The 23009-nt window shown below is 44.2% G+C and carries 21 protein-coding genes and 2 pseudogenes; 15 read left to right on the top strand and 8 right to left on the bottom strand.

Annotated features, from left to right (window positions below):
• Positions 1-7 precede the first annotated feature (7 nt).
• Together O9139_RS10920 and O9139_RS10915 are read left to right on the top strand one after the other, a co-directional pair.
• The gene (locus tag O9139_RS10920; RefSeq protein ID WP_270879508.1) at positions 8-154 is read left to right on the top strand and encodes a hypothetical protein; all 147 of its coding nucleotides are present in this window, start codon (positions 8-10) and stop codon (positions 152-154) included.
• Positions 155-587: 433 nt separating this feature from the next.
• Positions 588-1153: pseudogene (locus O9139_RS10915) on the top strand (maltose acetyltransferase domain-containing protein).
• A gap of 7 nt (positions 1154-1160) precedes the next feature.
• On the opposite strand, the pseudogene O9139_RS10910 reads toward O9139_RS10915, so the two are convergent.
• Positions 1161-2237, bottom strand: a pseudogene (locus O9139_RS10910) (MFS transporter); the annotation flags it as partial.
• A gap of 469 nt (positions 2238-2706) precedes the next feature.
• Between O9139_RS10910 and O9139_RS10905 the strand changes: the two are divergent.
• The 6 genes from O9139_RS10905 (at position 2707) to O9139_RS10880 (ending at position 8122) form a co-directional block, all read left to right on the top strand.
• Positions 2707-3159, top strand: coding sequence for a MarR family winged helix-turn-helix transcriptional regulator (locus O9139_RS10905; protein WP_270879507.1), 453 nt, complete (start codon positions 2707-2709; stop codon positions 3157-3159).
• Between the two features lie 26 nt (positions 3160-3185).
• Positions 3186-3704, top strand: a complete 519-nt coding sequence (locus O9139_RS10900; RefSeq protein WP_270879506.1) for a GNAT family N-acetyltransferase — start codon at positions 3186-3188, stop codon at positions 3702-3704.
• 141 nt (positions 3705-3845) lie between these two features.
• Positions 3846-4448: an FMN-binding negative transcriptional regulator gene (locus O9139_RS10895; protein WP_270879505.1), complete on the top strand. Its 603-nt coding sequence runs from the start codon at positions 3846-3848 to the stop codon at positions 4446-4448.
• 316 nt (positions 4449-4764) lie between these two features.
• Positions 4765-6360, top strand: coding sequence for a type 2 periplasmic-binding domain-containing protein (locus O9139_RS10890; protein WP_270879504.1), 1596 nt, complete (start codon positions 4765-4767; stop codon positions 6358-6360).
• Positions 6361-6430: 70 nt separating this feature from the next.
• Positions 6431-6571 (top strand): hypothetical protein, encoded by a 141-nt coding sequence (locus O9139_RS10885; RefSeq protein WP_270879503.1) that lies wholly within the window; start codon positions 6431-6433, stop codon positions 6569-6571.
• Between the two features lie 681 nt (positions 6572-7252).
• A complete protein-coding gene (locus tag O9139_RS10880) occupies positions 7253-8122 on the top strand; it encodes a carboxypeptidase regulatory-like domain-containing protein (protein ID WP_270879502.1) in 870 nt (289 codons plus the stop codon).
• 159 nt (positions 8123-8281) lie between these two features.
• On the opposite strand, the gene O9139_RS10875 is transcribed toward O9139_RS10880, so the two are convergent.
• A complete protein-coding gene (locus O9139_RS10875; RefSeq protein WP_270879501.1) occupies positions 8282-9100 on the bottom strand; it encodes an alpha/beta fold hydrolase in 819 nt (272 codons plus the stop codon).
• A 21-nt stretch (positions 9101-9121) separates the two neighbouring features.
• Positions 9122-9583, bottom strand: coding sequence for a DinB family protein (locus O9139_RS10870; protein WP_270879500.1), 462 nt, complete (start codon positions 9581-9583; stop codon positions 9122-9124).
• A gap of 206 nt (positions 9584-9789) precedes the next feature.
• On the opposite strand from O9139_RS10870, the gene O9139_RS10865 reads away from it, so the two are divergent.
• Entirely contained in the window at positions 9790-10698 is a 909-nt protein-coding gene (locus tag O9139_RS10865; RefSeq protein ID WP_270879499.1) for a LysR family transcriptional regulator, read from the top strand.
• A 488-nt stretch (positions 10699-11186) separates the two neighbouring features.
• The gene (locus O9139_RS10860; RefSeq protein ID WP_270879498.1) at positions 11187-14372 is read left to right on the top strand and encodes a bifunctional cytochrome P450/NADPH--P450 reductase; all 3186 of its coding nucleotides are present in this window, start codon (positions 11187-11189) and stop codon (positions 14370-14372) included.
• Positions 14373-14968: 596 nt separating this feature from the next.
• Here the strand turns inward: O9139_RS10860 and O9139_RS10855 are convergent.
• Both O9139_RS10855 and O9139_RS10850 read right to left on the bottom strand, forming a co-directional pair.
• On the bottom strand, positions 14969-15607 hold the full coding sequence (locus tag O9139_RS10855) for a hypothetical protein (protein WP_270879497.1): 639 nt from the start codon (positions 15605-15607) through the stop codon (positions 14969-14971).
• Positions 15571-16059, bottom strand: coding sequence for an AAA family ATPase (locus O9139_RS10850; RefSeq protein ID WP_270879496.1), 489 nt, complete (start codon positions 16057-16059; stop codon positions 15571-15573). Before O9139_RS10850 ends, O9139_RS10855 begins: the two co-directional genes overlap by 37 nt.
• A 290-nt stretch (positions 16060-16349) precedes the next feature.
• Between O9139_RS10850 and O9139_RS10845 the strand changes: the two genes are divergently transcribed.
• From O9139_RS10845 to O9139_RS10825, 5 genes are all read left to right on the top strand, one after another.
• Positions 16350-16595, top strand: a complete 246-nt coding sequence (locus O9139_RS10845) for a spore germination protein (protein WP_270879495.1) — start codon at positions 16350-16352, stop codon at positions 16593-16595.
• 378 nt (positions 16596-16973) lie between these two features.
• Positions 16974-17072 (top strand): YjcZ family sporulation protein, encoded by a 99-nt coding sequence (locus O9139_RS10840; RefSeq protein ID WP_270879494.1) that lies wholly within the window; start codon positions 16974-16976, stop codon positions 17070-17072.
• 244 nt (positions 17073-17316) lie between these two features.
• Entirely contained in the window at positions 17317-17904 is a 588-nt protein-coding gene (locus O9139_RS10835) for a CBO0543 family protein (RefSeq protein ID WP_270879493.1), read from the top strand.
• Positions 17905-18189: 285 nt separating this feature from the next.
• Positions 18190-19122: an alpha/beta fold hydrolase gene (locus O9139_RS10830; protein WP_333742581.1), complete on the top strand. Its 933-nt coding sequence runs from the start codon at positions 18190-18192 to the stop codon at positions 19120-19122.
• 213 nt (positions 19123-19335) lie between these two features.
• The gene (locus O9139_RS10825; protein ID WP_270879492.1) at positions 19336-19884 is read left to right on the top strand and encodes a helix-turn-helix domain-containing protein; all 549 of its coding nucleotides are present in this window, start codon (positions 19336-19338) and stop codon (positions 19882-19884) included.
• 402 nt (positions 19885-20286) lie between these two features.
• Here the strand turns inward: O9139_RS10825 and O9139_RS10820 are convergent, their stop codons facing one another.
• The 3 genes from O9139_RS10820 to O9139_RS10810 form a co-directional block, all read right to left on the bottom strand.
• Positions 20287-21381, bottom strand: a complete 1095-nt coding sequence (locus O9139_RS10820; RefSeq protein WP_270879491.1) for a GerAB/ArcD/ProY family transporter — start codon at positions 21379-21381, stop codon at positions 20287-20289.
• Between the two features lie 13 nt (positions 21382-21394).
• Entirely contained in the window at positions 21395-22546 is a 1152-nt protein-coding gene (locus O9139_RS10815; RefSeq protein WP_270879490.1) for a Ger(x)C family spore germination protein, read from the bottom strand.
• Positions 22530-23009 (bottom strand): spore germination protein (locus O9139_RS10810; RefSeq protein ID WP_270879489.1); only part of this gene is annotated, 480 nt, incomplete at its 5' end. The genes O9139_RS10815 and O9139_RS10810, both read right to left, overlap by 17 nt.

Genomic DNA, 23009 nt, shown 5'->3' with positions numbered 1-23009 from the left:
ATCCGACGTGCTGGCGGAAACAACAAAAGAAGCGACGATTTCCATTACCGAAGTGGCACGGGCAGTTAGCGATGTTGCCGAAGGGGCTGAGCAACAGTCATCGCAGCTGCTGAACATACCGCTCGTACATACCGCGAGATTGCGGATGCCATAACGGTTATTTCCGATCGAACCAACCGGATTGTAATGCATCTAGGTGAGGTCAATGCTATAAGAGAGCAGCTTTCTTCAATGATCCAGAGCATCGCGAATGTTTCTGAGAATGCTTCTGCTTCGTCAGAGGAAATTTGTGCCACCACGGCCACGATGGACGAGATTAACCATATGGCGGCAACCGGCGATCGCTGAGATATTGAACTGAGCCTAAAACATGAATGATCGCCTTATATATAAACCTCTGCCCCTGCAGCATTTTGCTGTGGGGGTCTTTGTTTTCCCTTTAAAACTCATCAGCCTTACAGAGCTTATCGATCACAAGTTTTATTGCACTTTTGGGAATGATCTTATAATTGAAATAAAGTGCAGCAGAATATGTTAGGGGTATGATGAATTTATTCGAATTTAGCTTTTAAGAAAGGAAGTCTAGAATGGATAACAAAACCGAGAAAGAAAAAATGTTAGCTGGAGAATTATATCTTGCTTCCGACGTATAGTTAACCAAAGACCGTGAAAATGCAAGGAGAATGACTCGATTATTCAATCAAACCTTGGAGACCGAGTATGAAAAGCGAATAGAAGTCCTTAAACAGCTTTTCGGATCAACAGGCATGAGCCTTTATATTGAACCCACGTTTCGTTGTGATTACGGCTACAATATCCATGTAGGTAACAATTTTTTTGCAAATTTTGACTGTGTAATTTTAGATGTATGTGTAGTGCGCATAGGTGAGAATTGTTTTATAGCGCCAGGCGTACATATTTATACAGCCACACACCCATTAAATCCTTTTGAACGTGTTGCTGGTGCTGAATTTGGGAAGCCTGTAATGATTGGTAACAATGTTTGGATTGGAGCAGAGCGGTAATAAATCCCGGTGTAACTATCGGTGATAATGTAGTTATAGCTTCAGGAGCAGTAGTGACCAAAGACGTTCCTAATAATGTTGTTGTAGGAGGAAACCCTGCAAAAGTTATTAAGAACATTGATATTTAAATTGCCTTTAATGTTTGGTTGTTACGTTATCGGATCGACAGCTAATTAATGATTTGCGCAGCGGTTCCGCGCCCGCTATGGCCAGTAACGAGACGAGAGCGCTGATCCACCAAATAAGCCCCGGCAGCCCAGAGGACGATCCGATCTGAATCAGCAGGCCGCCCGTGCCCTGGCTGATCCCGCCTCCGATGGCCATGGCCAAATAATAAAATCCGAAATAGGTCGCTGTCATGTCCGGCCTCGCGAGCCGCGCCGTCAAATCAAAACTCGCTGGTTCGATTGTCATCATCCCGATGGTAAAAAGTGCAATGCCTGCGACAAAAACCGCAACATGCCCGGCGTTACCCAGCAAGAGCAGTCCCGTCCCCAACAGCGCAAACCCTGCCTGAATGGCGCGTATCGCGTTGATCCTAGTAACCAGCATGCTAACTGGAACTTGAAACACGATCATCATTATCGATAGCACGAGAAAAACGAAGGATACCGATGAAGCTTGTTGCGTTAAATCAACAATGCGGGCAGGGATCGCCAAATACAGTTGCATGAATAGAAAAAAATAGCCAATCATAACCGCCACATAATGAACAAATGGCTTGTCTCGCGTAACGGTTCTCCACATGTTACCCCAGGCAACCGGCTTTACCTGGATGCGGATGGACGGCAGCCTAATATAAGTCAAAATACCTGCGATTACGAACAGAGCGCCGGAGATCAGCGACAGCAAGTGGAAGCTGGCCGATACTAATATAGAGCCGAGCAGAGCCGAAACCACGATGCCAAGGTTATCGGTCACCTTCTTCACGGCGTACGTGCGAGACCGACTCTGCGCATTCGTTAGAGTCGTCAGTGCCGCGTCGCTGGTCGGCTCGAACAGGCTGCCTCCGATACCTGCGACGATGGCGGAAACAAATATAACGAGCGGGCTCGTGCCAAGAGCAAACATGCTGAATCCAATGCCGCGTAACACAAACCCGAGCGAAATCGTTAGCCGATAGCCGACTCGGTCGGAGATCATCCCTGTTAACGTCATCAGGCCCTGCTGGCTGAATTGGCGCACCATCAGAAGTACGCCAGCAAGCAGCGGCTGCCATCCGAGCTAATGCGTAAGATAGACGGACAGATTTGGGATAAGGGCGTAGAAACCGATCGACATTAGAAATGAATTGGCTAGCAGCAGCGGTACGCCACGCGGCATGTCCTTGCACCACAATTTCAAGCTCATCACTCCATCTGTCAGGTTGTAATATTAGTTCGAGCCTGAAAAGAGCCGCGACGAAAAGCCGCCTGATTCTAATCGTGCTCCAAGCCGGACGGCGATGACCGATGTTTGTACCACCAATATTTCTACACGCAGCGGATTTTCCCTCTACTAAAATTCAAAATAGTATTAACTTAAATCAAATATCCGTAACTTGAAATCTTGCCCGACAGAGGCATGACGACTCGACCTCTTTAACGTAAATTTATGTTGCAAATACAATAATAATGTATTAGATTTGATTTATGCACTTTTTGTTGTAGTTGCAATAAAATTATAAACTTAGGAGTAAATGATGAAGGAAATTCTTCGCGAAATTGGGATGATTGCAAGGGCATTAGATTCCATAAGCAATATCGAATTTAAAGAATATGACCTGACAAAAGGGCAGTATTTGTACCTTGTCCGAATATGTGAAAACCCAGGAATCATTCAAGAAAAGTTAGCTGAAATGATTAAAGTAGACCGAACTACCGCAGCTCGTGCAATTTTAAAGCTTGAAATGAATGGCTTTATTGAAAAGAAAGATGATGAACATAACAAAAAAATAAAGAAGCTTTTTCCAACAGAAAAAGGGAACACTGTATTTCCTTTTATCAAACGAGAAAATGATCATTCGAATTGCGTCGCATTAGCGGGATTATCCGAAAATGAAGCAGAGACCCTTATTAATCTTCTTCAAAGAGTGAGAAAGAATATAGAAATTGACTGGGAATTTGTAAAGAAGGGCAACAAGCGAACGTATTGATTTTATTTAAAGGGGAAAATTTCAATATGACTGTGAAAATAAAAAAATGTACGCATGCAGATGTACAATTACTTCAAGATATAAGTATTGAGACCTTTAACGATACGTTTAAAGATCAAAACTCACTTGAAAATATGGAAGCTTATTTGGAAAGAGCATTTAACGCTAAACAGTTGGAAAAGGAATTGTCAAATACCTCTTCGGAATTCTTTTTCGTCTATTACGATGAAGAACTTGCTGGATATTTAAAGGTGAATGTCAATGATGCTCAATCAGAAGAAATTGGTGTAGAATCTCTTGAAGTTGAGAGGATTTATATTAAATATAAATTTAAAGGCAAAGGACTTGGAAAATATCTGCTCAACAAAGCCGTGGAGATAGCCATTGGACAAAACAAAAAGATGATATGGCTAGGAGTTTGGGAAAAGAACGAGAACGCAATTTCCTTTTATAGAAAGATGGGTTTTGTTCAAACGGGAGCTCACTCATTTTTTATGGGTGATGAAGAACAAATCGATTTTATTATGACTAAATCGCTGATATAGCAAGCTAGGTATGTAGCGAAGCATACGAAGCGCAATAAAAGATTGGTACAATTATAAAGATTAAAATTGGTTCTTTTGTTTAGTCCACTCTTTGCCTATTATTGGTTTATGATTATTAATTAATGATGAGGAGAGGATCGTATGTATGTACCATCGCATTTTGAAATAAAGGATTTATCCATTGCCTACGGGATTATGAGAGAAAATAGCTTTGCTACATTGTTCTCTCAACATGACGGGTCACCCTATGCTACCCATTTGCCTTTAATTCTCGATAAAAATCATACTTACCTATATGGGCATTTTGCTCGTCCAAATCCTCAATGGACAGACATTGGGAACCAAATGGTATTAGCTGTATTTCATGGCCCTCATTGTTATATCTCCCCTTCATGGTACGAGACGAATAAGGCAGTTCCAACCTGGAACTATGTGACCGTACATGTATATGGAGAAGTCCAGCTGATAGATGACGAAAATGAGTTAATGGTTTCCTTAAATGACATGGTAATGAAATACGAATCCCCTAATAGTTCCTATAGCTTGAAGGACATAGACCCTGGTTATCTTAGTGGCTTGAATAAAGGGGTTCAAGGCTTTAAATTGAAAATTAATAGAATTGAAGGGAAAGCAAAGTTAAGCCAGAATCATTCCATTCAACGACGGGAATTGGTTATCCAACAACTTGAAAAAATCAAGGATTCAGATGAGCAAAAAATCTCATCGCTAATGAAACAAGTTTAACCAAAAGAAGTCCTTTCGCCACCAGACGGCGAGAGGACTTTTTTTAATACCTAAAAAATGACCTAGTAAAGTACTTAAAAACGACCCTTTGAGCATGTGAACTGCCCAAGTGTATAGTATGTGTAAGCGGATACACCAAGCAGCAGGATTCAATCATTCCGCAGCGTTGTTCCATTATCCCGATTTAATCCAGGTGTACAGCAAGCGCTGGTGTTTGGGCAGCTTCTCAATAACGGTAAGGGCAATTGTTGCTTCAGTTTTACGGCTCTTCGAGTCTTAAAACATATTCTAATTCATTCTTAGGGGGAAATTAGGTATGGTTATCAAAAAGCTAGGATTGCTAGCAGCAGTCGGAGCGCTTTCCTTTACAGTCATTGCAGGATGTAGCAACAAAATGGAATCTTCCGTAGGAACAAACTCTTCATCGCCCGCCACGAGTCAAAGCACAGCTGCCGAAGTGAAAGACGTCATCGACATTGAAGTATGGGGGACCAATACCGGCTATAAACCGATCACCAAAGGCAGCAAGACGTATGAATTTTTGAAGGAGAAGCTGGGTGTCGGCGTGATCAACCCGTATGTGGAGTGGAATGGCGGGACTGCCTATTTAAATCAGTTAAACTTAAAGATCGCATCGGGAGAAATGCCTGATCTATTTTTACCTCAGCAAGGCATTGAAAATAGCTTGGCCAAAAACGGAGCGATCGCCGATCTGACCGACCTGTTGCCGAAGTATGCGCCGAATTTATGGCAAGATATACCGCAGGATGTTTGGGATGTCGTCAAGGCCAACGATCCAACCGGTCAAGGGAGAATCTATTATATCCCTGGTCTAGTGGACTATGGAAGATATGGCGGTATGATCCGTCAGGATTGGCTTGACAAGCTGGGTTTGCAGATGCCAAAGACACAAGATGATTTTGTAAAAATTCTAGAGGCATTTCGTGATAAGGATCCCAATGGCAACGGACAGAAGGATGAGCTTCCTACTGGCGGCCGCCAAGAGGCGCGTTGGATGGATCATCTATTTGCTATGTACGGTGTGGCCATGTTTGAAGGCTATCCGGATTGGGATATATACGATGGCAAACTGACTTATTCCGCAACAACTCCGAATATGAGAGCCGCCTTGGAATTCATCGCAAAGTTGTACAAAGACGGACTATTGGATAAGGAGACGCTTCTGAACGATAAGGCCAAGTGGGATGGGAAGGTTATGGCGAATAAGGCCGGTAATTACTTCCACTGGGTAGAACAACTGCCTCTATACTTAGATGGTTTGCAAAAGAACAGTGGTGTGAAGGCCCAGTTCTCTTTGCTCCCCATACCAGAAGTCGAAGGCTACAAAGGCTTCTATACCTGGAAACGGATGACGCCCCCAGCATGGGTCGTCAAGAACACTAAGGACCAGACCAAACTGATGGCTGTCTTAAAGCTGCTAAACAATATGTATGACAAGAAGAATTGGAAGGATTTGTACCTCGGTGTAGAAGGGATGCACTATACGATGAAGGACGGCAAAGCCGTCAAGCTTCCGGATGACAAGAGCACTCAGGAGAATGTGGGGCTCTTTAATCCAGCCTCTGGTCTATCGACACTTGATTTTACAACCGATCTCATCCAAAGTACGGCATCAGCAGATAATAAGTGGGAGGTTGACCAGACCGTCAAAGATATGCAAGATGCTCAGAAGTATGCCAAGGTCATTGCGGGCGATGGCATGCCAGCCAGCGTATACGAAGGCTTCCCGGATATCAATAATCGCACTTTGTATATCGAATACGCAAGTAAGATCATAACCGGGCAATATCCAATCAGTAAATTCGACGAATTTGTAGACAAGTGGAACAAATCGGGTGGCGAAGAGGTTACGAAGCGCGCGAGAGATTGGTATACGAGAGTGAAAAAATAATAGATTGCTCAAGAATATCCGCCTTGCTTCGAATTGAAGACAGGCGGATATTTAAATAATAGAGGATTAGATGAGCAAGCGTCTTAAGGAGGTGCTTGATGGTACTTCCATTAACTGGATGCGCGTTGGCGCGTCTTGGCGTGGCTGCAACCGGATCCTGAAACAGCCCGGCTTCTGCTTCGCTCAGGACGGTGCGAAAATGAATTTGTAAAATAATCCGTATATAACCGTTGAAAATGACTTAAGGACAAGGTTATCTATGTGGTAGGATTTTGTTCAACTAACAAGGAACGTTAGTTGAATAAATAAGGCGGTAGTCTGGGACTTTATTTTTCAGTCCAAGACTACCGCTTTTTCTATTTTCAGCCAGTCGAATACTTATTTTTATGCACCTGACGATTTCCAACCACGTCGATCAGCGCTGGAGCAACACATCCAGTCTAAAACATGAAATTCCACTTATTACAGCACAGGGGAGAATGAACACGTTGGGGTGCCTTACACTACACTCCCTCCAAAAATGGAGCATACACGTTAAGGTGCATGAAAACTGGCTGAGTATCATTCGAAAAACAGTGAAGAATCAAGCGCATAGGAAACGGGAGTGAGATTACTTCCCGAAATTAACTATATAAACTTCCCGATTCCTAGGAAGTGATTACTCTCGTGGCAAGGAATGCCTCTTTGTTATGATTATTTCAAGGGAATGAATCAATCAATTGTCACTCATTTGGGGCGATGACAGCACGCCGAAGGTGATTTGCGGCTATATCGCTTGAATCTTGATGAGCGTTTGTTCATCGCGCTTTATTTAGCACGGTTTGGTCTTCGACTCACTCCAATGCAGCACCATATAAAACGATTTAAAACCACTCAAAAGGAGAGATCGATCATGTCTTTTTCAAACAAAAACATCATCCAGAAATCTGTTATTGGACTTACGATCGTCGGTTGTTTGATGATTGGCAGCTTCGCAGCCGGCCATGTTTGGAATATGAAGACCGGGGGCGTTGGAAATACCAAAAATCCCGAAAAGAGTACGATACCGACTCCTGCGGCGACACCTGTATCCGTGCTGAATGCAGAGAAGGTTGAACCGTATGTCGTAAAGGGCTACTTGCTTAACGCGCAGGGTAACCCGATACCGGATGTAATTATAAATGCAGATAACTTATTACTTTACGACAGCAATATGCAAACAGTGACCGACGAAAGGGGATTCTATCGGATTGAATTGGCTAAGGTTCCTGCAACCTGGCGCATGAATACGAGATTCTCCCTCGAATATAACGGCAAGCAGCTCGATTTATGGTTAACGGCTGATGGTGATAAACCGTTCGCTGGGAGCACAGGAGCTATTCGTAATTTTACCCTGAAGAATCTTGTTGGAAACCTTGAAATCCATCCCGATTTCTACTCGTTTCCTGACAGCTTACCTCAATTCGATTCGGCGGACGTGGAAATAACGCTCACGCCAGTTGGACCGTTGTTTGACGGAAGTGCAGGCCAAAACATAACGAGACGCGCAGCAGCACTCGAAACAGGCGGTCATGGACTGGATAAAATCCCGCTCGGCCGTTACAAAATGTCGGCCAGATGGATGCCGGAGGGACACGAACCAATGCCTATGCTGGTAAAAGTCACAGGCACAAACAAATTTGCTCAGTCTGTCGAGTTCGATTTTAATAACACACCGGGTGGAGGCTCCACCATCTTCGTCAACGCCATTGACGTCAAGCTTGAAAGTTCGTCTAATAACTAGAAACAAGGGACAGTGCCATTCCAAAAGTAACTAACACTTTCCTGGAAACATGTAGAAGGGAGTTATAGCTGACTAGAAATTTAAAAGCCTCCGCTGTCACGTTAATCGTGAAGGTGGAGGCTCTTATTACTATTCATCCGGATATTTACTTATGAGTTTCTAACTAATGAATAATATCAGGTCGTTATTGACGCGCTCCATATGCGTAATATAAAGTCCGTGCGGAGCGTTCTCGTACAAGTGGAAACGGGCATTCGGCACAAGCTGGGCAGCGATCTTGCCTGACATTTCGACGGGTAGTGAACGATCGCTGTCCCCGTGAATGAACAGAGTGGGCACCGCGATGTCATGCAGCTCTTCGCGAAAATCGGTCTCGATGAGCGTGAGATTACAATCGAGGATCGCCTTGAGCGATGTCTGCAGCATATCGGACTTCGTCCAATCCGTCATTTCTGGTGAGACCTCACAGCCAGGCAGCCCGTCGCCGAAATACGGGGCGGCGTTCACTTGCAGCCAGCGGGGAAAATCCTTTTTCCACATCGCTCGATTGATGTCAATGAGGCTCCGATCAAATCCGCTGGGATTATCCTCCGACTTCAACGGGAAGGGCAGCGTCGTGCCGATGAAGACACACTGCTTCACTTTTTCGCTGCCATATCGCGTTAAATAGCGGACAATCTCCCCGCTGCCCATAGAGTGAGCGACCAGCATCACATCTTGAAGGTTCAAATGATCGATGAGTGAAGCGAGATCATCGGCAAGCGTATCGTAGTGGTAGCCGCGACCAGGATCGTCCGATCGCCCGTGTCCCCGCCGATCGTAGGCAATGCAGCGCAACCCCCGGGCTGTTAAATCAATCATTTGATAGTTCCACATCTCAGCACTCAATCCCCATCCGCTAACAAAAACGACGGGCTTCCCCGAACCCCAATCTTTATAATAAAGGCACGTTGCATCTTTCGTTTTCATGTATGGCATATTGCCGACCTCCTCATTTTATCAAATGAATTTGATTTGACTCGAAATAATCCCAAGATGAATGGCTTCATGTAGGAGGGCGAAGTTCAATAATTCACCAGCGGTGTGGAACTCGAACGGGCCAAGCTGATAAGGTGATGTCAGAATCGTGTCAAGCTTCTCTGGGCTGAGCTCGGATAACTGGGACAGCTGCGCTGCCAGCGTTTGCAGCAGTTCATCTTTTGCAGGCGGGGCGATTGTCCAGTCGGATGGTTTCGTTCCGCTGCTGAACAAAGCTTCATAATGAGCTGGGATTGCCGAAGGTATTCCGAAGGAAACTGCTGAGCATTTATCGAACCAGTAAATCATGTGACCGATATTCCAGCGAATCGTATTGTTGAAGCCTGCGGGTTGAATGTCCATTTGTGTTTCTGTCATCGCTTGCAATTGTCCGATTACCATCTGACGCAGCATAATTCCTGTTCGAAGAATGGATTGTGTCATCTTTGAACGCCTCCTAAAATGTGGTTGATTCATTCGGTTTCTTAATCAAAGTGTACCTTTGTCACAGGGAAGCAACAATCACGAAATTCCGATGCAAACGATCGGTTTGAGTAATGAATTGATGAGTGGAAACTATTGGTAATTACTGGTGTATCCTTTATAATCAATGACAGGAGAGATCGTCAAGAGGGTGGAGGAGTTGCGGAATGGAAATTAGGCAGCTTGAATACTTTGCAGCTGTATGTAAGGAGATGCATTTCTCAAGGGCAGCCGAGAAGCTGTGCACAACGCAGTCGAACCTGAGTCAACAAATCAAGTTTTTGGAAAATGAGCTTGGGTTGCCGCTATTCGATCGCCTTGGCAGGCGTATCGCGTTAACGGATGCAGGTAGGATTTTGTTAGAGCAAGCTCATCTGATTTTTGAGCGAATCGATTATATCAAAGGAGCGATCACGGATCTGAAACAAATGGAAGGCGGCAAGCTCGACATCGGGATTTTACCGGGGGATGGGGACTTGCTGTTTGATGCACTATTGATTGACTTTCACCGCAGATACCCCAAACTCTCCATCAGCGTTACGGAGACGATGGACGTCTATGAACAAGTTGTCGACGGTAAAAGGGATCTGGGCGTCACGACACTGCCGCAGAATCCGGACGAACGGATCGAAACGATTCCACTGTTTCATGAGGAATTTGCTTTGGCCGTGCCGTCCGATCATCCCTTTGCTAAGTCAAAGGTGATTCCATTTGAACAGCTGCAGCAGCTCAAGATGGTTATGTTCGGTCCTGAGCATCAAATAACGAAGATCATTCGCACCTGCTGTCAAGAGCAAGGCATTGAGATCGACACCCCGATTGTGACTTCGACGTTATCGACGCTGCTTTCCTTAGTTGCACAAGGGATTGGTGTCGCTGTGCTTCCGCGAATGCTGCTCGATTATTTGAACCATGATAGAATTTCAGCGGTCACCCTATTTAATCCGACACCAAGTCAAGAGATTTGCATCCTCTATCGGACCGATAGATTTCTTAGCCAAGCGGCTAAAGTATTTATCGGCGAGCTGCAGTCTTTCATTCGAAGTGTAGCGGCAAGTACCAAGTCATTGGGTTGAGATGGGGAGAGGAGCTGAAGCGCCACCAATCCCCGAAGTATGGATAGGCAATCACGGATACTCCCATTTATTGTTGTTACAGTTCGTGTAACAATCGAATCCGAATGCTTAATTAAAATGATAAACTCAGACATCGACAGCTAAATTTTTTATACAACTTTTTAAATTATTCGCCTCTAACAAAATGTAACTGGCAAGAATAATTACTAGGTTTTCAGTAACGCTGCTTGGGGTGCAAACTCAAGACCTTGTGAAAAAGAATAATACGAATAATAAAATGATTACTTCAAATGATAACCTGCTTCCGATGTGCTGAAGCGGGTTCATCATTAGTTGGCGCGTTACCTTCATGGTTTATCACACTGAGGTTGATTGTTGATCTCAGAGGTTCTGTTTTTGGGAAATATCATTTAATCATGGTAATCGTTGTAAGGAATTTTGGGCAAAATCAATGTGAATGAGCAAATGTTTGGAGAGGAGTACTTTTCATGGAAAAAACGTTGTCCATCCCTCAACCTAAAACTTACGGTGTCCTGGGGAATATACCTTTAATCGATAAAGACTCGCCTACGTTATCTTTCTGCAGGATTGCTGAGGAGTTAGGGCCGATATACCGCTTTGAAGCCTTCGGAAGACATGTATATATGGTTTCAGGCCCCGACTTGGTGGCCGATCTAAGTGATGAGTCACGTTTTGACAAATCTAACGGTCATTTGCTTAAAGTGCGTGATTTCGCCAAAGATGGCCTGTTCACAAGTCTAACCGAGGAGCCAAATTGGAAAAAAGCACATAATATCTTGATGCCATCCTTTAGTCTACAAGCGATGAGGGGATACCATAGCATGATGGTGGACATCGCTTCACAACTTGTCCAGAAGTGGGCAAGATTGAATCCGGATGAAAGTATCGACATTCCCGACGATATGACGCGACTCACGCTGGATACCATTGGTCTATGTGGATTTAACTTTCGCTTTAATAGCTATTACAGGGAAACACCGAATCCTTTTATTGTCAGTATGGTCCGTGCCCTCGATGAGGCAATGCACTATGGAAGCAGATTGCCTATTCTTAATATGCTGCTGATCAAAACCAAGCATCAGTATGAGCGTGACATTCAATCCATGTTCTCATTAGTGGATAAAATAATCGCGGAACGTAAAGCAAACGGAGATAGCGGTGAAACCGATTTACTTGCTCGCATGTTGAATACGAAAGACCCTGAAACCGGTGAGCAACTGGATGATGAAAATATTCGCTATCAAATTATTACGTTCCTAATCGCCGGTCATGAAACAACCAGCGGATTGTTATCATTCACGTTGTACTTTCTTCTAAAGCATCCTGAGGTATTAGCAAAGGCTTATGCTGAAGTAGATGAAGTACTATCTGATGCTGTGCCAACCTATGAGCAAGTTCTTAAGCTGAAGTATATCCGAATGATTCTTAATGAATCCCTTCGTTTATGGCCGACTGCCCCCCAATATTCTGTGTTCTCTAAAGAAGACACCGTGCTCGGAGGAAAATATCCCATCCAGAAAGTGGATAGGGTTTCCATAATTTTGCCGCAACTTCATCGGGATCGAGAAGCATGGGGGGAAGACGCCGAGCAATTCAAACCGGAACGGTTTGAGGATCCTGCCAAGGTGCCAAGTCATGCGTATAAGCCGTTTGGTAATGGACAACGAGCTTGCATCGGTATGCAGTTCGCCCTGCATGAAGCAACCTTAGTCCTTGGGATGATCCTTCAGCAATTTGAATTGATTGATCATACGAATTACCAATTAAAGGTGAAGCAAACTCTTACGCTAAAACCGGACGATTTTACTATTCGTGTGCAATTGCGGGATAAGAAATTGTCTCCTGCATATATGCAGAAGAAGGAAACAACAAAGAGTGCCGTTGCATTAAAACATGAAGCTTTGATGAATCGAACCAAAGTTATCGGAGTAAATAATGGGCCATTGCTCGTACTTTATGGTTCCAATATGGGCACGGCAGAGCGGATCGCAAAAGAATTGGCTGATCTTGCAAGCTTGCATGGAATTAGAAGTGAAGCTGTTCCATTGAACGATCGTTTAGGCCGATTACCGAAGGAGGGAGCGGTCATCATTATTACTTCTTCTTATAATGGCAAACCCCCAGGTAATGCGCGTCAGTTTGTTCAGTGGTTGGATCAGGTTGGATCGGATGAGCTCAGTGGCGTGCACTATACCGTATTTGGCTGCGGTGACCACAATTGGGCTTCGACTTATCAAGATGTGCCAAGGTTCATCGACGAGAAACTCACGGAGAAAGGTGCAACAAGATTCTCACAGCGTGGCGAGGCTGACGCGAGCGGAGATTTCGAAAAGCAACTCGAAATGTGGAAGAGCCAGATGTGGGCTGATGCAATGAAGACGTTTGATCTCCAACTGAATGAAAATGCGGAGAAGGAACGAAGTACGATTAGCATTCAGTTCGTTAATGGTTTTGCAGAGGCGCCACTTGCTCAATCGTATGAAGCCGTTCATGCGTCAGTAGCGCTCAATCGGGAGCTTCAGCAGAGCGCAAGTGAACGAAGCACAAGACATATTGAAATAGAATTACCGAACGGAGTTTCTTATCAGGAAGGAGACCACCTAGGCGTTTTTCCAAGTAACAGTTTGGAGAATGTCGAACGTATCCTCAAGCGATTTAGTTTGAATGGACAGGATCAAGTGATTTTAACAGCTAGTGGGGTAAGTGCCTCGCATCTGCCTTTGAATCGCGCGGTTGCGCTATCTGCCATTCTAAGTCACAGTGTTGAGGTCCAAGAGGCTGCAACTCGAGCTCAAATCCGTGAAATAGCTGCATATACGGCGTGTCCTCCACACAAGCAGGAGTTACTCGTTCTATTGGTGGACGGGGTGTACGAAGAGCAGATCTTGAAGAAACGGGTTTCTATGCTGGATCTTATTGAAAAGTATCAAGCCTGTGAGATGCCGATTGAAAAGTTTCTGGAGCTGCTGCCGCCGCTCAAACCAAGATATTATTCAATTTCTAGTTCCCCGCGTATGAGTGATAGACGTGCAAGCATTACCGTAGGAGTTGTCCGTGAACAAGCCTGGAACGGCAGGGGAGAATATCGTGGTGTTGCTTCCAATTATTTGGCCGAACGTAAAGCGGGAGACGATATTGTCCTATTCATCCGAACTCCAGAGTCGGGATTCGAGTTTCCGGAAGATCCGGAAACACCGATTATTATGGTAGGTCCGGGAACGGGTGTAGCGCCTTTCCGTGGTTTCCTTCAGGCGCGCGCTAAATTGAAACAGGAGGGAAGATCGCTAGGCGAGGCGCAACTCTATTTTGGTTGCCGAAATGACACTGACTACATTTATCGCGATGAGTTAGAACAATACGAAAGGGATGGTTTGGTCACGCTTCACAGGGCATTTTCCCGAAGGGAAGGTGAACCCAAAACATACGTGCAGCATTTAATGGCCAATCATGCAAAGGAGCTCATTGGCATTCTTGACGGCGGAGGACGGTTGTATGTTTGTGGAGATGGAAGCAAAATGGCTCCGGAAGTAGAAAACGAAATACAGAAAGCTTATATGCTGGTCCATGGAGCAGACAAACAAGCTGCTGTAAAATGGTTGGATGAATTGCAAACTACCGGGCAATATGCAAAAGATGTATGGACAGCGCTATAGACAATTAGTATGAGGAATTGCATAAAGTTAAGCTGCCAACGTGCACCGGTTACTCGATCGGTGCGCGTTTTTTTAATTTTGGCTTGAAAGCGTCCCTATGAATATTCGCTCCGTAGAATTTGGAATAATAGGGGGACGATTCCACAATGCAGGGGTGTTTGGTGTGAGCTCTAATTCGTATTGGTACTTGGGGCTTGGGGCTGTGCTTCATTTGTATGGTAAGTTGGAGATACCATGGATAAAATATGCTTGTCTGGAGACCATCCTTATAATTGGAACCGTACTTTTGAAGCAAAGTGGAATCTTGATAAGTCAGAGCAAGCATTTGGCGAGGGGAGAATCCCCAAAATTCTAGATGTGAGGTCTGCTGGGACAGAAGATGGCACTAGAATTAAAGTAACCGTGGATACATTGGCTGGGCAGATCTCATCTTTGTGATGGAAAAAAGCATTTTAGTCGACTCAAACACAAATTTAGCTCAATTCTTTGTCCCTGAGTGAACAATCGCAATCATACAAGATCGTTCAATTGATACGATAGCATCATGACGAAAAGGCAGCGCATTGTTTGGCTGCCCTAAAAGATTTCGCTAGCTGCTATAGGATGTACTTCATTAATTCTGACTGCAGTTGAGGAAGCAGTTCCTCAATAATTGAAAAATTCGTTGCAGCCGTATAAAAGGACTTAATCTGTGAATCGATGGCTTCAGCAGCCGCCAAATGAGAGGTGGCTTCCTTCATATTTGCTGTATAACGTTCTTTAATTGCTGCTATTTCAGCAGCATAGGTTTCATCTGTCCCTGGGGTCATGGCGCGTTCATACATATCCAAGATCTCATCGCCGTCCCGATCAGGGAAGTATTCGTGAGGGGCGGTGCTGTCGAATATAGCTGTGCTGAGCTTCGGAAAGATCAGCATATCGAGGCTGTTCGGATCAAAACCGCAATGATACACTTGAACTTCGATGCCATTCTTTTCGGCAGCAGCCGCAAGTTTTTTCAATAGCGTGGATTTACCAGATCCCGGTCTTCCTTTGATAAAAATCCGCTTGTTCAACTGAGCTGTCAAGCTTTGAATAAAATCAAACGCACCCTTCGGAGTAGCTGCTCCGAAAAACAAGTGACGTCCAACGGTCGGTGTCCCGTTTTCATAACCTGCGTACAATTCGTGAATCAATTCCTGCGTGATTTGATCTGCCTTCACGAAGTCCATGCTCTCGATATAAAATTTTTCCATTCGTCATGAATCCGTAAAGCGGTTGCAAAGGTTTTATAAGCTTTAGAATAAGCATCGATAAGGTTTCCTTTGAGCTCTTCGATCGTTCCAAAAGTCTCTTTGGAAATACTTCTGGTATCAAGCGCCACCCCGAAATCGAACATAAGGGTTTCACCTGTGACGCCCTCTAAGATCCCTCCACACGCTTGCTCGTCAATAACACCAACCTTTAATTCGGTTGCAATTATGCCGTCCAGCTCATCTGGTCGAAGCGGGGAATGAAAGCATTGCACGTGCTGACCTCTGTCCAGCAGACTTTCTGCCAAATTGCGAATGACCGTGGATTTGCCTGTACCTGGGGGGCCCGTTAAGACGAGAATCTTATCCAGTCCTTGGAAAGCTGACTTATACAAAAAATGAGCACCGTGAGCGGTATTGCCGCGTGCAAAATAGTGGGATGCATTTTCAATCAACCTGAACACTCCTTTGCGCGCCTATCATGCGACCTACAAATTTTGCATTTGAAGTGCATGGGCATAAGCGCATATGGGATAGATGCCTATGGTTCAACTTATTCCCGTTAGCGTTCAAAGGTGTTTATAATGTTGACAGACGGCAGATTACTTGTGGAAAATGTAAATATAGAGGTGCAAAATTGGTGATTTTATGGGAGGCCGTTAAAATGGGCCTGGACATGTTCACTAAACCATGCAAAAAGACCATGCTCACATATAATAGTGACATCAAATAAGGATAAGGGTTGATGCAGATGTCATCTAAAATCGGTGCCTTTAAAGTAATTACTAACTCAGGCACCATAATCAACGGTGAATCATTAATAATTATGGCGCCAACTCAAATCTCTAAATCTTTCAATGGTGCCGGCGCCGGTGTTACTGGTGCCCACGCCATGACGTTTTCTTTCTTTAGCACAACGATAGCGTTGGATCCGGCTGGGAATGGAGAGCTATCAAAGTATCGAAGAAAGCGCTCTGGACATACCGGCTAAAAAGTAAGAAAACACGAAGTGGGGGGATAGACCTAGCATCTACTTGACCATATATTGGTATTGCCTGCACACTCAACACCCACTCATCGCCTCAACAACGAGAAAAACGGTCTGTATTCGCATCTATTTCGTAATAAGACCGGCTGATAGTGGATCAGCGCCATGGGGAATGTACGGCGTCCAAACAGGAGGTCGTTCTTGTTTGTCTCGGAGATGGCCGAGCTGCCGTGCAACTGTGATACGGCGTGAGATAACATCAGCCTTCCCAAATGAAATGAAGATTTTAGACGCTCCTATTTAGGCTATCGTCCACGCAAGTATTTTGTATCGTACGTATTTTATACCGTAGTGAAAAACCACTGTGAGGGATGTGTAGATATGAGTGGAGTAGGTTATGGCGGTATAGGCACAAGTATGGCTGCGGTATTGGTTCTTTTCATTCTTTTGGTAATTATTACTTCAGCTTTTGTAATCTAATATTCCTTAATCCAACACAAAGTATATCGAGAAAGAACAAAACGACCCTATCGCGAAGTAGATGCGATCACACGGGTCGTTTTTTCTTGGTTAATGAGGTTATTAACTGTTGTGACGCAGAACCAGTAATGACCGGTAGGTCCTCTCTTACAAGGGCTTAACTAATGGCGATCACGAATACTTTTGCCAATTATTTTTCATAATACTCCTTAAAAGTAAAAATTTTAAAGGAGAAAATTTTACGATGCAATGGGATCAGATCGAACAACTAACAGCTAAAGAACATCAATTAGAAATGTCTTGGTGGGCTAGTCACACCTTATTTAGCACAAACTGGTGGATTATTACGGCTGTCAACGTACTATGTTTTTTATTATTTATAGTATTTATCGACAGAAATCGCAAAAATCAAATCATTATTGGCTTTATGATCGCTTTCACTATTGTTGGTATTGTTGATGAGACAGGAAAGTACTTTGGATTTTGGACTTACCCTTACGAGTTTATACAATTCTTAGAACGTTTTAATGCCGTCAACTTTTTCGTAATTCCCTGTTTATTCACATTGATCTATCAATGGTTTACAAAGTGGCTAAATTATCTTGTCGCCACACTTGGGCTTGCCCTAGTGAATTCCTATATAGGTGAGCCTCTGTTCGTTGCTTTAGGAATATATAGGATGAACACATGGACATACACCCGTTCTTTCTTGACCATGTTAGTCATGGGTATAATCATCAAATCATTGACTGACTTGTTAGTGGTAAATAGTGGCATTGAAAAGCTTGATCGAGAATTACATTTTCCTTTACGGCGAAAAACAAAGATATAACGAAAGTTATATCGGTAAGGTAGGGATACGATAGTACAATTCAGACATAAATTACGTCGAAATCATTGACATAATTTATGTCTTTTATTATTATTGACTTAAATTAAGTCAAAGATAAGAGAATGAGTGCTCAGAACAATCTAAACGAAGACGAAAGAAGGGATCTTGTCATGCTGATCCGCCAGAGCAGCGCGCAGTTGTTTCTTGCTTTTTTCAAGTTATTAAGACAACCTGGCCGGTATCGGGCAACGGACTGCAGCGATCGAAGATTCACGGCTTTTACCAATGGTAGAACTTCTGAGACCGAATGAATTGGAGGAAAACATGATTATGGACATCCTGAAAGTCAACGGCGTTGATCTGGCCTATGACAGTTTCGGCAACGAAAATGATGAGGCTATTATTCTAATCGCCGGGCTTGGAACCCAGATGATCCGATGGACGGTTCCGTTTTGTCGGCTATTGGCAGCACGGGGCTTCCGCGTGATCCGCTTTGATAATCGCGACGTAGGTTGCTCGACACATTTTAGCCATTATCGGACACTAGATTTTGATGCACTGGTGACTGCCCTCATGTCGGGACAGCGACCGGACATCCCTTACACTCTCGATGACATGTCCAACGATGCTATTGGACTGCTTGACGCCCTTTCAATTGACCGGGCACATTTCGTTGGCAGGTCGATGGGCGGCATGATCGCCCAAATTGTGGCCAGTGAGTACCCTGAACGGGTCTTATCACTCACCTCCATTATGTCCAGTTCCGGTAATCCCGATCTTCCACAATCTTCCCCGGATGTCATGGCTTTGATGACTAAACCGGCGCCGAACCCATTTGAGGATGAAGCAGGATTTTTGGCGCACAGCCTCTCTTTTGCCAGACGCATTGCCGGCACCGGCTATCCGTTTGAAGAGGACGCTTATCGGGCGCTCATTCTGGAGGAAGTCCAGCGAGCTTACGATCCAGGCAGTGTCGGACGACAGATTGCTGCTATTGCTGTCTCCGGTGACCGTCGTCCGAGGCTGGCGACTATAAAAGTGCCAGCACTTGTCATTCATGGGGTGGACGATCCCCTATTCGTCCCGGCATGTGGCGAGGACACAGCTTCTGCCATTCCGGGCGCCGAGCTAATGTTGGTTGACGGCATGGGACACGACCTGCCGCACCAACTTTATAAATTAGCCGCTGATGGCATTGAGCGAACGGCTCGTCGTTAATGACACACCCTTCCTGAATAGCAACCAGCCGGAGTCCCGAGGTGCTCAGGGGGGCTGAGTAGTACCCATTGGTTCAGTGTTGATCAATATGCACCCTTGGTGCCTACGACACGGGTGGAAGCGGCGTTGATAGACTCCATATAAACGTAAATGTGGGAATCAATCAATCATGTTATCATTGACGTAAATTACATCAATAAGAGAGGGAGCCCAATGGCTAATGAAAATATATTAAACTCTAAAACCACTTTAGAATATTTGGTATTGGTAAATGAACAATCCTATTCTGGGATCGGTAGGGAGTTAAATATTACACCACAACAATTTTCGGATTGGATTAAGAAACGTAGACCTATTCCGCAAGAAAGATTGAAAACATTAAGTAACTATTTTGGTATTGATGAATCCTATTTAGTTGATGAGAATAACTTTACAAAAAATCTCGATTCAATTAATAAGTTAGATATTCAAATGTTGCTCATTAAGAAAAAAATTGATGAGGGCATTGAAGAAGAATCTTACCACGAACATATCCAGAAACTTCAAAAGGAAAAATCCAAACAAATTCGTATTGGAAGATTAGCTTCGATACTTCATTATGATCATGAGGAGATAGACCAAAAAATTGATCAATTCTTAGCAGAAATGGAGCAACTGATAAGGGGAAGGGAATTAGGGAGCGATAGTTCAACCAGGCAGGGAGCAGACCAACATGGTGCTGCTTCCTCTCCATCAAAATCACAAGTAAATTTGGTAAAATAGGGGAATTTGTTGCACTATAGTTGAAGTCATTTCGAAGGAGAATTTATGTATCCTCGTGCCATTGTGGGAAAACGTCCGTCCGCGACATCCTGTCGCAGGTCCTCTTACATGGGCAATATCACCTGGGAGAGATCAACCGGACATTTCGGATCGAATCAGCAGAGCCTGTTCAAGTCGATTACATCACATTCGCGAGATCTAACAAGGCCTAATAATAACCAGTACATCATCGCATGATCATAAACAAACCCGCTGAGCATTCGGCGGGTTTGTTCGTTCCGCCCTTCAAGACCCTATTAGGGTTCAACGGCTGGAACGTGCAGACATAGAGTATTTGCAGGTCGGGCAGTTTTGCTCGCTCTGATTGACTGATCCACAACCGCAATATGGTGAATCAAACATTCATCGGAAGTTAAGTTTTCTTACCCTCTGTTTTAGGATGGCGATTATAAGCAGACAAAGCGGCAACCCGGTAATGAAAATTGGAAGAACAATAAACTTCCAGAAAAGCGGAAATGAAATTTGCGATTCCACGATGTTATTTGGAGAAAGTGCAATCAGAAATAAAATGACGGCGGCAGCTCCTGTCATCTTTCTCCACCTTACAATTCCAAATAATTTGGCTGTACCATAACTGGTCATGAATAAATACATGGATAGCTTAACGAAGATGCTGAAGATTAGGACGTTCACAGCGAGCACGTCAATGTTTTGAATGAATTCCATAACGGATACATATTGGCATATTGAATAAACGGGGTAGATGAAATAAGCTGGCAGTATGGGACCTATGATCATACAAGTACTTGCCGCCATTACGACAAGCAATATGCCAGCTAATGCAACCCCGCCAATTGCTGTAACGGTGACTTTTCGCTGTTTAGGCAGAAATCCAACCAGCATTAACACTGCGATGGACTCACCAAGGAAAGATAACGTCCCAAGGCTTCCTTTTACTAATGAACTCAAACCATGCATAGGAATTAATGGTAAAAGTCTATATGGATGAAAATCTTTTGACAAAAGTATAGTTATCAGTATGATGGTTCCTACAATGAAGGGGCCGATGATCTCACTGCAACGTCCCAAGGTTTGGATGCCGCCATTTATGGTGTAGACCATCATCACAACCATCATAATCATAATGACCCAAATCGGTGTTTTGGAAAATAACGTCATAAACACGAAATCTGCGTACTCCCGAAGAATAATACCACCAACAGCATACCAAATTGCAAGATACAATACTAAGAGCACTTTACCGAGCCACTTACCGATAATATCGGATACGAATTCATCGAACGTTTTTCCGGGAAACAATAAACTCAATTTGACGGATATATAGGTTATGACGAGGCTCGCCAAGAGGGCCAAAAACACCGATAACCATGCCACTTGGCCGCTTTCCTTGAAGGCATCTCCGATAGCCAATAATGCAGTCATGCCAATTTCCATCGTCACGATCAGCCAGAACAGTTGATTTAAGGATAGTTTCATGTGATCCCAACTTTCATTTGACTTGAATCGAAGAATTTTGTTGTCCGAGTTGTTTGATTTCCAAATTAGTTCGAACGACGAATTCAGAATTAACGAAGATCGTATCCCAATCCTTTTTGTGTCGTATCCAATAGTTTGGGTGTTGTCGATACAACGTTTCTCCGATGCCGAGCACGTCTAACTTAAACGCTTTCTGCACCTTATCGATGAGCTTTGTCATCTGATTGCTGATTTCCTGATTGAATGATGCTTGAAGCTTCATTAGATCGGAGTGATTAGATAACACAAGCGACGTATTGTTTTCTTTTATGACGATATGCCCTTTAATTGCAATCTCAATTCGAATTTTGTCGGACTCCAAGACTGTAATACGGATTTTGCTTTTCGGTTGGAAGACGACTCCAGACGATTGACCCTGAAGTTCGGTCGTGAGAACTACATATTTACCTAATCCAAGGATCCAGTCTCTATTGTGCGCTTCTTCATTGTCTAGGTAGCCCACCAACTGATTGTCGTGATTAAAAATAGCACGGCCATAGAACATCATCGTCGGCTTATCAAGGCCAGGGGGGGATATTTTCTGCATGACAGGCAGCGTTGGCGAGCTTCCTTCTCCTTTGGAAGTTATTAAATATTCAACTAAAGAACTTCCGACTATACCTCCTGTAGCCTGATGAATTTTGATAGGCGCCATTCCTGGCAGCTCCTCTAGCGGATAATTGACTTTCATAATATCCATCGCAGTACCGTCTTTCACTACCCATATATCTGTCCGAAGCCTGCTATCCGGATCGTGGGTATATGAGTCCAGAATTTCAGATATTCCGCTTCTGGCTAGCTTTTCTCCAATGAATAGATTACGTCTATGTCCGCGGGTCATCGACCTAGAAAGGTAACGCTGCATAATCTCGATCGAGTCATAAATATTTCTGCCCCTGCTAGTCTCAAGAAAATAAGACGGTTTCGATGATTCTTGTCCTTCCCCCGTTTTGGAGGGAATAAATAGTTGAGCAGTAATTAGGTAACGATTGCCCTTACCTTCGTCCAAATCAATCCCGCCTGCAAGATCAAAAACCTGATCATTCAGCTCTTTTCGATCCCAGCAGCCGCATAATAGACAGGCAAGTATCAGTGTTGAAATGCAAGCTTTACAACTTCCCCTCATTTCCAGTCTTCCTCCTAAACACGGACAGTCGATATCTGATTCGGCTAGCATGCGTTCGTGGGGCTCTGATGAATACATCACTCAATTGCCGGAGTCGTAACGGGGAGACAGGGGACAAGTATGGAACGCCGAATGGCTCCAATCGGGCCATGTGAGCTAAAAGCCCGATCGTTCCCATTGCGACGCCATATAGCCCGAACATCCCTGAAAGGAGAAGCATCGGAAATCGAAGGATTCGGAAAGCGATGCTCATGTTGTAACGGGGTATGGCAAAAGAAGCAATGCCGGTCATGGAAACAACGATTACCATAGGTGCAGATACGATTCCGGCTTGGACGGCAGCTTGTCCGATGACAAGCGCGCCTACAATGCTGACTGCTGAACCAGTCGCCTTGGGCAAACGAATTCCCGCTTCACGGAGTGCCTCGAACATGAATTCCATCAATAATGCTTCAATGACGCT

It is taken from the genome of Paenibacillus aestuarii, assembly GCF_027789125.1.
Taxonomy (GTDB): domain Bacteria; phylum Bacillota; class Bacilli; order Paenibacillales; family NBRC-103111; genus Paenibacillus_E; species Paenibacillus_E aestuarii.
Note: the sequence above shows the minus strand (reverse complement) of the source record. Positions and strands in the feature narration are given on the sequence as shown.